Below are 11727 nucleotides of genomic sequence, written 5' to 3' on the forward strand. Positions count from 1 at the left end.
GTAGGTGGCTCCTTGAGGGCTATACCGGGGCCATCCTGAATGGGCCAGGATGACCCCGGTGAGTGGGATAGTGAAGCAGAACGCGGACTCTCGGTCCGGATCAGTTCTCGATATCGTCGGCGATCTCGGTTTCGTACAGGCCCTCGAGCTCCTCCTGCAGGCTCTCGAGCCTGTCGCGGACATCGACGTCGTCGTTGGTCAAAATCTCCTGCAAGGCGCCACTGATAGCCAGGTCGCCACCGGGCAAGAACACGCGAGAATAGTCCTGAACGCGAGCGCGCTCAAGCTGGTCAACAGCCGTCTCAAATTCGGGAGTTTCATCATAGACGTCGCTCATCTCAGCATCGGTGCGCACCGGAACGTAACCGGTTCCGGCCGAAAATTCGGCGGTATTCTCCGAGTTGGTGACAAAGCCCAAGAACTTAGCTGCTGCCAGTTGCTCTTCCGGGGTGGACGAAGCCGAAATCATCAGGCCGGCACCACCGGTGGGGGTTTCACCTTCTGCTTCCGGACCCGAAGGGAGGAAGGCAACGCCAACTTCGAAGTCAGCGCTCTCCAGGACACCACCCAGGGAACCAGTGGATTGGATCATCTGGCTAGACACACCGGCGCTGAAATCATCGGCCTGGTCTCCCGATGCCACCGAGGCCCAATCACTGGTTGATTCTTGAGCAAATTCGAGAGCCTCAACGTTAGCGTCAGAGGACATGATCTCGAAGTCCCATTCCTCTGACCAAGCGCCACCATAACCCCACACGAGGTTAGCCATGGTCCACGCCGGGTACTCTGGCTGAGGCGGGTAGACGAAAGCGGAATCGGCGACATCAGCTTCCATGAGCTTCTCGGAAACCTCGGCGACTTCCTCCCAGGTCTCAGGAACTTCCTCGATGCCGGCCTCTTCGTAATGGTCAGCGTTGTAGTAGAACAGCGGGGTGGAGCGAGCGTAGGGCACACCATAGTGGGAACCCTCGTAGTTGTAGTCCTCGTAAAGGGCTTCCACATAGGTATCGGTATCGACTTCGGCTGCTTCCAGTACATCATCCAGCGGCAACAGCGAATCGTTGAGGTAGTTCGGGAACCAGGTGGCGTCTGAGAGCACCACGACGTCGGCGGTATCGCTACCACCAGTCTGATACCACTGCGAGGTTTCTTCGTAGTTACCGCCGGAATTGATCAAGTTGACCTCAATGCCAGTTTCCTCCGTGAAAGCCTCAATCATGCTTTCTTCGATGTCGACGGAAGCACCGGGGTGGTTGGACGCAAAGGTGATCTCATCGGCTGGTTCGATGCTGGACCAATCGATGTCGCTGGGTTCTTCCGGTCCGTCTCCGGAGGTGTCGGGACCGCATGCGGTCAGCGCCAGGGCGCAGATGCTCAGGGCGGCAACACCGCTGAGGACTCGGGGGGATCGAGGGGTCTTCATGGGTATTCTCTCCTTTAGTGGGTAGGGGTGAGGATGACTATTTGACCGCGCCCTGGGTCAGCCCGGCAACGATATAGCGTTGGAGCGCGGCGAAGATCAGTAGCATCGGAACGATAACCAGCACAGCTCCGGCCATCAGGATGCCGTAGGATCCGGGGGAGTTTTCGATTGACTGCAACAGGTTGAGCCCCACCGGCAGGGTCATTTTCTCGGGGGTGTCAACGATGATCAGCGGCCACAGGAAGTTGTTCCATTCGTTGACCACGGTGACCAGTGTGACTGTCGCAATGGCAGGTAGGGAGACAGGCACGGCGATTTGCACCAGCTTGCGTAGGTGCCCGGCACCGTCGAGTTCTGCGGCTTCAAAGAGTTCCTTCGGTAGCGCCTTGAAGTTTTGGCGTAACAGGAACGTCCCAAAGGCCGTGCCCAAGCCGGGCAAGATAATTCCCCACAGGGTATCCCGGCCACCGAGGCTCGTGATGGTCAAATAGTTTGGTAACATCGAGACTTCTGGTGGCACCATCAGGGCGACCAGCATACCGAGGAAGATCAGATTTGCACCCGGGACCCGGATGAAGACCAGAGCGTATGCGGTCGTAATCGCCAAAATGACTTTGATCGCAGCGCCGATCGCGGTGACAATCACACTGTTGCGTAGCACTGTCAATAGCGGGACGCGATCGGCCACCGTGCTGTAGTTGTCCAGGGTCGGGTCTTGGGGAAGAACGGTGGGATCGGCGGTAATGATCTCCGCGGGTGGTTTGAAACTAGAAGAGACCATCCAGGCCAGCGGGAGCACAATGATCAAGAAGGCAATAAGCAACGGCAGGTAACCGGTCAGCAGGGTGTCGGCGAGATGACGAGGGGCAAAGGCTTTGCGCCAACTCATCGTGTCGGTTTCTTGGTTCACTGGTAGTGCACCTTTCGCTCGACGAACCGCATCTGAATCACGGTGATCAAGAACAGCGTGAAGAACAGGACCACCGCGATGGCGGCAGAGTAGCCGGCGCGCTGATAGGCGCCGAAGGACTGCAAATAAACCTCAAAAATAATCGTGTTCGTTCCGTGCCCGGTGGGTGTCATGGTCCGCAGGATGTCGAAGGCATTCGTCATCGAGAAGATGATGTTGGTGACCAATAAGAAGAACACGGTGGGGGTGAGCAACGGCAGCGTGACAGAGAAGAACCGGCGAATCGGACCGGCGCGGTCGATAGTAGCGGCTTCGATAAGGTCTTGGGGGATTGATTGCAGACCGGCGAGAAACACCACGGCGCAGAAACCCAGGTTCTTCCAGACATAGACGATGATGACCATCAACAGTGCCCAGTCTTCATCCAAATACCATTGCGGCGAGTCCAGGCCGAACCAGTCGAGAATGTGGCTCAGTGCGCCGCGCTCTGGGTTGAAGATGAAATTCCAGACCAGGGCGACACCCACGCCAGAAAGAACATAGGGCGAAAACACCGCGGTGCGGGCGACAGTGCGTCCGGGAATCTTTTTGTTGAGCACCAGGGCGATGAGCAAGCCCAGAATCATGGACCCGGCCACTGTTCCGAGTGTGAAGATCGCGGTGACCCGCCAGACCTCGAGGCCGTCATCAGAGGTGAAGAAACGAACGTAGTTATCGAGCCCGATCTGCGTCGCGGTGCTGGAGCCCAAACGCCAGTCCAAGGTGGAGTAATACATATTGCTGATCAACGGATAATAAATAAAAGCCAAGATCAGCAGGATATTTGGGCCAGCGAAGAGGAGAAAGAAGGTCCAGTTCTTGGACAGTCGTTTACGCCTGGCTTTGCGTCGTTCTGTTGCCAGTTCGTCTTGGTCGGAATCCTGCGATAACGCTGTTTGTTCCGGATCCCGGACGCGTACTGTGGACATTCCTGCCTTCCCCGTACGGTGTGAGTAATTGGCGCATTCGCACGCCAGCTACACAGTGTGAGGAACGGAGTTAACTATGGGATCACCAGGAGGTAAACGGTAGATGTAATACGTGTTGGTAGGTCGTGAATCGATCAAGGTGAAGAATGTGTCGACGCTGTTTATGATTTTGTGGTGACGATATCAAGCCTCGATAATTGAGATTCGATAGTTGTTTTTCGGGCGACGAAGAACCCGCAGATCAGGAGCACCATGATAGTGGCCATCATCACGATTAAGGGCGTTGTCCAGGAGCCCGTCGCGGAAAAAAGAGCCCCGATGCTCACCGGTCCGGTGGCGGCAATCATATAGCCGATGGGTTGGACGAAGTCGGAAAGTCGCGCGATGGCGGTGGGGAAGGCCCAGCCACCGAAACCGAAGAATATCGCCCAGATCCAGGCGCCGCCGGCTGGATCGATTAAGAGCCCAAGATATCCTGTTGCGGTACTGAGCCCGAGAGCGATGATCCAGCCACTGATGTTCTTGCTCCGGGAAATGATCCACGGCATGACGAACCCGCCAATGATAGGCACGGCGGACATGATCGAGACCAAGGCTCCGGAAACAGCGGGAGAGACCCCGGCGTCCTGATAGATCTGTGGGAGCCACCCGAATTGCACATAAGCGTTCATGGATTGGAACGCGAAGAACCCGGTCATGGCCCACGCCAGGGGGCTGCGGTAGATCTTCACGGAGGTAGCGGATGGGGTGACCGCCCGAGGCCGATCCCGACCCGTGTGCACCCACAGGAGGATGCCCATGATCCCCGGCACGATGGCTGCTACAGCCCAGAATCCCAGGGTTGCACGCCATCCGGTGATCTCCAGCGCTGCTCCCAGGCTCTGTGCTAAGGGGACTGCCGTCAGTGAGCCGAGTGCTCCCGAGGCAGTGACCACGGCAGAGTAGGTGCCCATTAAGCCCACCGTGGCGGTGCCGGCGTGGGTTTTGATCCAGGCTGGCGCCAGCACATTGCCGATTGCAATCCCGGACAAGGCCACAACGGTACAGAAGAGGAACAACCAGGCGTTCCCGGTAAGCGCTCGGGCCAGTCCGCCGATCAAGATCAGTCCACACCCCATGGTCAAACCTCCGGTGAGCCCGAATTGTTGGGCGAACCGGACGGCAACGAAACCCAGTGCACCGAAGCACAGTCCCGGTAGCGAGGTTAACACGCCGGCGCCCACCGCGCTGAGCTCCACCGACTCGGCAATATCGTTGAGAACCGGTCCCACGGCGGTAGCGGAGGTTCGAAGATTCAGCGCGAGGAGAATCATGAACCCCACCATTGCCCCCAGGCTCAAGGGCACGATCTTGCCCGCACCGTGGTCAAAAGTACCGGGGGAACTCGAGGTCGTGGAAGGTGTCGTCATAGCGGATTCCCTCTGTAGCGAGGCGTTGTGGCACCAGCACTGGTAGTCTCGGTGCTCTCCCGTATCATGGACAGGGCGAACCGGCCTTCGGGGCAGACCTGATAAAATTTGCACGGCTGTTGTGGCCAAATTTTACTGACTTTCCACTGTGAAGGAATAACCCGCTGATGACCCTAGCTCACCGCGAAGACCTCCGAAATGTTGCCATCGTTGCCCACGTTGACCACGGTAAAACCACTCTGGTTGATGCCATGTTGCGCCAGACCGGGGCGTTTGATGAACACGGAGAGACCGAAGATCGCGTGATGGATTCCGGGGAGCTGGAGCGCGAAAAAGGCATTACGATTCTGGCCAAGAACACCACTGTGTTCTACTCAGGCCCCTCAGCGACCGCTGAGACCGTGACCATTAACGTCATTGATACTCCCGGCCACGCCGATTTCGGTGGCGAAGTAGAACGTGGGCTGTCGATGGTCGATGGTGTGGTATTGCTCGTGGACGCCTCGGAAGGCCCGCTACCGCAGACCCGTTTCGTCCTGCGCAAAGCGCTGGAAGCCAACCTGCCGGTGATCCTGGTGGTCAATAAGACTGACCGTGGCGATGCGCGTATCGACGGTGTGGTTTCCGAATCGATGGACCTGCTGTTGGGGCTGGCCTCCGATATTGCCGAAGAGCGTGAAATCGACTTGGATGCGGTCTTGGACGTGCCGGTGGTCTATGCCTCGGGTAAAGCCGGTCGCGCCTCGCTGAATCAGCCAGCCGACGGCGACTTGCCGGATAGCGAAGACCTTGAGCCGCTGTTCGACACCATCATGAAGCGCATCCCGGCCCCGACCTACCACGAGGACGAAGTCCTGCAGGCGCACGTGACCAACCTCGACTCCTCGCCCTTCTTGGGCCGGTTGGCGCTGTTGCGCGTCTTCAATGGCACCCTGCGCAAAAACCAACAGGTCACCTGGGCGTACCAGGGTGGTTCACAAACCGTGAAGATCACCGAACTATTGGCCACCAAGGGATTGCAACGTGTCGCTGCCGAGGAAGCCGGACCCGGTGAGATCGTGGCCGTGGCTGGTATTGAGGACATTATGATTGGTGATACGCTCACTGATCTGGATCACCCCAAGCCGCTACCACAGATCACCATCGATGAGCCGGCGATTTCGATGACCATCGGTATCAACACCTCCCCGTTGGCCGGACGGGTCAAAGGCGCGAAGGTCACGGCCCGACAGATTAAGGACCGTCTAGACCGCGAGCTGATCGGTAACGTCTCCCTACGCGTGCTCCCCACCGACCGTCCCGACACCTGGGAGGTGCAGGGCCGTGGGGAACTGGCACTGGCCGTCCTCGTAGAGCAGATGCGTCGTGAAGGCTTTGAGCTCACGGTGGGTAAGCCCCAGGTGGTGACCAAGACCATTGACGGCACGATGCACGAGCCGATTGAACGGATGACGATCGATATCCCCGAAGAGTTCATGGGCGCGGTAACCCAGTTGATGGCCTCGCGCAAGGGCATTATGCAGGAGATGACGAATAACGGCACCGGCTGGATGCGCATGGAATTTACCGTCCCCGCCCGCGGTCTGATCGGATTCCGCACTCGGTTCCTGACTGACACCCATGGTGCCGGTATCGCCTCCTCGTATTCCGACGGTTATGCGCCCTGGGCCGGAGACATTAGCTACCGCTCCTCGGGGTCGATGGTTGCCGACCGTAGTGGGGTGGCCACCCCGTTCACCATGATCAATCTACAAGAACGAGGCACCTTCTTCGTCCAGCCCGGTGCGGACGTCTACGAAGGCATGATCGTCGGAGAAAACTCCCGCAATGAAGACATGGATGTCAATATCACCAAGGAAAAGAAACAGACCAATATGCGTGCTGCCTCGGCGGAATCCTTTGAAGGGCTGACACCGCCGGCCACCTTAACCTTGGAAGAGTCCCTGGAATTCGCGCGTGAAGATGAATGCGTGGAGGTCACGCCCGAAGACATTCGTATTCGGAAGGTCGTGCTGGATGCCCATGAGCGCATCAAGCTCTTCCGCGCTCGCCAGCGGGCCAAAGACTAAACCACACCACACCCAGGACGCATTCAGTTCATGACCGTTTATCCACCCGAAGAGAACCCACCGGCACCGCCGGTCGCAGGCGAAACCGATCGAGATCGTCCCAGTCTCCTCCAGCCCATCGTGACCGCTGTGGGTGCGGTCTGTCTCGGAGCGCTCGTAGGGTTCCTCGGCAATGTCGTGCACTTCAACGTGGTCTGGATCGGGTCCGTTGCCCTGCCGTGGGGCGTGGTACTTGCCCTGGGTCTGGTGGTGCTGGCTGCTTTCTGGCTGACGAGTCTTACTGATCGGCTTTGGGCATCGGCAGTGACCATCCTGGCCAGCTACGGGATGGCCTGCCTGATGGCCTTTTGGCCCGGGGCAGATGTGTTCTCGGTGCCGGTTTCGGCCCTAGCCTGGCAGATGATGCCGGTGGAAGTGATTGCTGAAGCCGCGTGGTTGCTTGGTATTCCGGTTGTTGGCGTGGTGACCATGGTGATCCTGCGGGTGCAATTGTTCTCCCCACGTGGGGCAAAAACACAGCAGTCAACAGCCCAGCATGAGTCCGAGCCATGCTCCAGTACCAGCCCTGACACCTCGGCTTCACACGGGGCTCATCGGCCACAACAGCATTAGACTGGGTTGTCGACACACCCCTTCGAGCGAGGACACGTTGTCGCTGATCTTCGCTCCGCTCAGGTTCCCGAAGGATGATTCATGACTTACGTCATCGCGTTGCCATGCGTCGATGTGAAGGACCGTGCCTGCATCGATGAGTGCCCCGTCGACTGCATTTACGAAGGTGAACGGAGCCTCTACATTCACCCAGACGAGTGTGTGGACTGTGGGGCGTGTGAGCCAGTATGCCCGGTCGAGGCCATCTACTACGAAGATGATCTTCCCGAAGAATGGGAAGACTATTACGACGCCAACGTAGAATTCTTTGACGATCTCGGCTCCCCCGGAGGTGCTGCCAAAATGGGAGTCATCCCGAAAGATCACCCCCTTATCGCGGCACTTCCGCCCCAAGCCTAAAGAAGCCACAGATGGTCAAACTTCCGGTTTATCCTTGGGAAGAACTCACGCCCTATCGGCAGCGGGCAGAACAACATCCTGACGGCGTCTGCGATTTGTCGATCGGCTCCCCAGTCGATCCAGTCCCGGACTTTATCCAGCAGGCGCTGGTGCAGGCCAGTAACTGGCCTGGATACCCCGTTGCTGGCGGAGACGACCACCTGCGTCGAGCTATTGCTGAGTGGTACGCCCGACGCCGCAACGTTCCAGAGCTTGGTCCCGAACACACCGCGGCGACCGTTGGGTCCAAGGAACTAGTGGCCTGGCTACCCTTGATGTTAGGACTAGGGCCCGGTGATGTCGTGGTCCGCCCTCGGATCTCCTATCCGACTTATGACATCGGTGCACGACTGGCTGGAGCAGTCTCCATCCCCACCGACGACCTCGCAACGGTGGACGCTGAGACCGCAGCGCGGGTGAAACTGGTCTGGCTAAATTCTCCAGCCAACCCCACCGGGGACGTTCTGGACCGCAACCAGCTGTCCCGCACCGTAGACCACGCCCGCCAGCTCGGCGCAGTGATCGCCAACGATGAGTGCTACGCCGAACTGGGCTGGGACCACTGGGAAGATCATCGCGTTCCCTCCATTCTCGACCCCGTTGTGACACAAGGTGATCTCCGTGGGGTTTTGAGCGTGTATTCCTTATCAAAGCAGTCCAACATGGCCGGCTACCGAGCAGCCTTCATTGCCGGGGACCCCACGCTGATCGCTGAGCTGATCAATATTCGCAAGCATGCCGGAATGGTCGTGCCCGGCCCACTGCAAGCCGCCATGGTGGCGGCCTTGAACGACGACGAACACGTGGCGGTGCAAAAGGCCCGCTATCGAACCCGTCGCGGTCAGCTGATGTCGGCTCTGCGCCAGGCTGGGTTGGAGGTTCACGGCTCCGAAGCCGGGCTGTACCTCTGGGTGTGCCAACCGGGACGAACCGCGGATTCGGCGACCCCGCAAGATTCTTGGGACTTAGTGCGACGCTTCGCTGATGCCGGTATCGTCACCGGGCCAGGAGTCTTTTATTCTGAGGCTGGCAATGGGTACGTGCGGTTGTCGATCACCGCCCCGGACGACGTGGTGGCGGTCGCAGCTCACCGTATCAGCGTGGGCCTTTAGGACTCCGGCTGTCGAACTCGGTCAAGATGACCTAGATGACGGAGTAAGAATCGTTATTTTCTACCCAATGTTGGTAAGTTATACATGTTGAATGTGTCGTGCCCAACAATGTCTGTGGCACATCGTGATCCTCAAACACACCTGATGAGGGAGAAGCACCAATGAGTGGGAATGATCAAGCCACGCTGAATCTCGGCGCTGACAACCTCGAGCTCAACCTCGAGAAGGCGACCGTCGGAAACAACGGCATCAACATCGCACCGTTGCTCAAAGAAACCGGGACCGTCACCTACGATCCTGGATTCATGAACACCGCAAATACCCGCTCAGAGATCACCTATATCGATGGTGACAACGGAATTTTGCGCTACCGGGGCTATCCGATCGAGGAACTAGCCAAGCACTCCTCGTTTTTGGAAGTCTCGTACCTGTTGATCTACGGCGAACTGCCCTCAGCCAGCCAATTGCAGGCCTGGGACGACAATATTCGCCGTCATACGATGTTGCACGAAGACATCAAGGATTTCTTCTCCGGCTTCCCGCGGGACGCTCATCCGATGGCCGTGCTGTCCTCGGCTGTTTCAGCACTGTCCACCTTCTATGCTGATTCACTGGATCCCTTCGACGAGGAACAGGTCCACATCTCCACCATCCGCTTGATGTCGAAAGTTCCGGTGATTGCCTCTTACGCCTATAAAAAGGCGATCGGCCAGCCGATGCTCTACCCGGATAACTCGCTAAACTACGTGGAGAACTTCCTCCGACTATGCTTTGGCGTTCCGGCTGAGCCCTACGAGCTGGACCAGGATATGACCGACGCTCTGGACATGCTCTTGATCCTGCACGCTGATCACGAGCAAAACTGTTCGACCTCCACCGTACGTTTGGTCGGCTCGGCCAATGCCAATATCTTCGCTTCGGTCTCGGCAGGTATTAACGCCCTGTTCGGCCCGTTGCACGGGGGTGCTAACGAAGCAGTGCTGAACATGCTGCGTGAGATCCAAGCATCTGGGGCTACCCCTGAGCAGTTCATGGAAAAGGTCAAGAACAAAGAAGACGGCGTCCGTTTGATGGGCTTCGGTCACCGTGTCTACAAGAACTACGACCCGCGTGCCCGTATCGTAAAGTCCACCGCCGAGAAGATCTTGTCCAAGCTGGGCGGTAATGACGAGTTGCTCGACATTGCCATGCGCCTGGAAGAAAAGGCCCTGGCCGATGACTACTTCATCGAGCGCAAGCTGTATCCCAACGTGGACTTCTACACCGGTCTGATCTACAAAGCTATGGGCTTCCCAGAGCGGATGTTTACTGTTCTGTTTGCGCTAGGTCGCTTGCCCGGCTGGATCGCCCAGTGGCGTGAAATGATGCAGGATCCGGTCAAACGCATCGGACGCCCACGTCAGATCTACGTGGGCGAAGACGAGCGCCATTACCCGGGCGCCTAGGGGCATCTTCCGCGATACTTTGTCAGGCCCCGACTGTCCCGTGCCTCGACCGCACCGGACAGTCGGGGCTTACTCGTTAATCCGGGCTGTATGTTATCGGTCACATCTCACCGTGGGCTAGGACATCCCGAAACTGAGTAGACCATCAAAATATGCTGAGCATCCGGGTATATTTTTCTGTGATTTGACCCCCTTTTTCTCAGGGAATGTGTAACAAACTGGTCACATTCGGCTCGATTTTGGCTATCTGAGTCGCTGAATATCCGCTGAAGACAGGCGATCACAAGGCATTATGTGAATTACCTGAACTTGGCAGGTGGGGGTGGATTGTCACATTTTGATAACGACTAGATCGCATGTAGTGTGGCCACTCGAGTTCAGCACAACAGGGCAAGCCGGTGGAACCGCCGTGTTCACGTCTTGTCCGCCGCGAGGACACCGCGTCTCGAGGCACGTGCTCGAACAGACCTAGACCCAACGCCAAATGGCGCAGGAAGGAAACAAAGACCGTGAACACCACTACTGAGAATCGTGTCGCTACCCAGCCGAAGAAGCGTCGCGGTAAGTTCGCTGCGACCTCCGTTCTGGCCGCAGCAGCTCTAGCCGCTCCGTTGCTGGGTACGATCGATACGGCCTCCGCAGCCCCGGATTCAACCTGGGATGCCCTGGCCGAGTGCGAGTCCGGTGGTAACTGGTCCACCAACACCGGCAACGGCTACTACGGTGGCCTGCAGTTCAACCCGAACACCTGGCAAGCCTACGGCGGTTCTGGTAACCCGGCTGATGCTAGCCGTTCCGAGCAGATCCGCGTCGCAGAAAACGTCCTGGAGGGCCAGGGCTGGGGTGCATGGCCAGCTTGCTCCGCCAAGATTGGCGCCTCCGGCGAGGCCGAGCCACGTCAGGCTACCAGCGAGACCGAGTCCAACCAGAGCTCTTCGCAACAGCAGACTCAGCAGCAGTCCCAGCAGGCCGAGCAGCAGGCTCAGCAGTCGCAGCAGGCTCAGCAACAGCCTCAGCAGGCTCAGCAGCAGCCCCAGCAGGCTTCGACGGGCAAGCACGCTAACCAGTCCACTGGCTACGATGCTCCGTCCAGCTCCGCAAAGGCTGGTTCCGGTCCTCAGCACGCAGCCGGTTCGGCAAACTACACCGTGCAGGCCGGTGACACTCTGGGCAAGATCGCACAGCGACACCAGGTGTCTGGCGGTTGGGAAGCCATCTACCAGGCTAACTCCGGAACTATCGCTGATCCGGAGCTGATCTACCCGGGTCAGACCCTGGTTATTCCGTAAGGAGCGACCGTCCCGCAGGGGTAGACGCGTTGTTTCAGGCCGTGTTCCTTGG

General features: G+C 58.2%; 10 protein-coding genes. 6 read left to right on the top strand and 4 right to left on the bottom strand.

Translation table 11 applies throughout. From position 1 onward, the window contains the following. Window positions 1-100: 100 nt before the first annotated feature. The 4 genes from DCC27_RS00965 to DCC27_RS00980 all read right to left on the bottom strand — a co-directional run bounded on the left by DCC27_RS00965 (window position 101) and on the right by DCC27_RS00980 (window position 4710). Entirely contained in the window at window positions 101-1423 is a 1323-nt protein-coding gene (locus tag DCC27_RS00965; protein WP_110098540.1) for an ABC transporter substrate-binding protein, read from the bottom strand. Window positions 1424-1460: 37 nt separating this feature from the next. Continuing rightward, complete coding sequence (locus DCC27_RS00970) at window positions 1461-2312, bottom strand: carbohydrate ABC transporter permease (protein ID WP_110098681.1); 852 nt, start codon at window positions 2310-2312, stop codon at window positions 1461-1463. Window positions 2313-2329: 17 nt separating this feature from the next. Continuing rightward, entirely contained in the window at window positions 2330-3301 is a 972-nt protein-coding gene (locus DCC27_RS00975) for a carbohydrate ABC transporter permease (RefSeq protein ID WP_110098541.1), read from the bottom strand. 161 nt (window positions 3302-3462) lie between these two features. Continuing rightward, the gene (locus DCC27_RS00980; RefSeq protein WP_110100211.1) at window positions 3463-4710 is read right to left on the bottom strand and encodes an MFS transporter; all 1248 of its coding nucleotides are present in this window, start codon (window positions 4708-4710) and stop codon (window positions 3463-3465) included. Between the two features lie 167 nt (window positions 4711-4877). Here DCC27_RS00980 and typA point away from each other — a divergent pair, with 167 nt between their 5' ends. From typA to DCC27_RS01010, 6 genes are all read left to right on the top strand, one after another. Then, on the top strand, window positions 4878-6779 hold the full coding sequence (typA, locus tag DCC27_RS00985) for a translational GTPase TypA (RefSeq protein ID WP_110109967.1): 1902 nt from the start codon (window positions 4878-4880) through the stop codon (window positions 6777-6779). 30 nt (window positions 6780-6809) lie between these two features. After that, the gene (locus tag DCC27_RS00990; protein ID WP_110109968.1) at window positions 6810-7391 is read left to right on the top strand and encodes a hypothetical protein; all 582 of its coding nucleotides are present in this window, start codon (window positions 6810-6812) and stop codon (window positions 7389-7391) included. Between the two features lie 81 nt (window positions 7392-7472). After that, window positions 7473-7790, top strand: coding sequence for a ferredoxin (fdxA, locus tag DCC27_RS00995; RefSeq protein ID WP_110100214.1), 318 nt, complete (start codon window positions 7473-7475; stop codon window positions 7788-7790). Window positions 7791-7801: 11 nt separating this feature from the next. Continuing rightward, window positions 7802-8941 (top strand): succinyldiaminopimelate transaminase, encoded by a 1140-nt coding sequence (gene dapC / locus DCC27_RS01000; RefSeq protein ID WP_110109969.1) that lies wholly within the window; start codon window positions 7802-7804, stop codon window positions 8939-8941. 161 nt (window positions 8942-9102) lie between these two features. After that, the gene (locus DCC27_RS01005; RefSeq protein ID WP_110098547.1) at window positions 9103-10386 is read left to right on the top strand and encodes a citrate synthase; all 1284 of its coding nucleotides are present in this window, start codon (window positions 9103-9105) and stop codon (window positions 10384-10386) included. A gap of 509 nt (window positions 10387-10895) precedes the next feature. After that, window positions 10896-11675 (top strand): transglycosylase family protein, encoded by a 780-nt coding sequence (locus DCC27_RS01010; protein WP_110100216.1) that lies wholly within the window; start codon window positions 10896-10898, stop codon window positions 11673-11675. The last annotated feature ends 52 nt before the right edge of the window (window positions 11676-11727 follow it).

Origin of the sequence: Auritidibacter sp. NML130574 (assembly GCF_003185725.2) — a bacterium.
In the GTDB taxonomy this organism is placed as follows: domain Bacteria; phylum Actinomycetota; class Actinomycetes; order Actinomycetales; family Micrococcaceae; genus Auritidibacter; species Auritidibacter ignavus.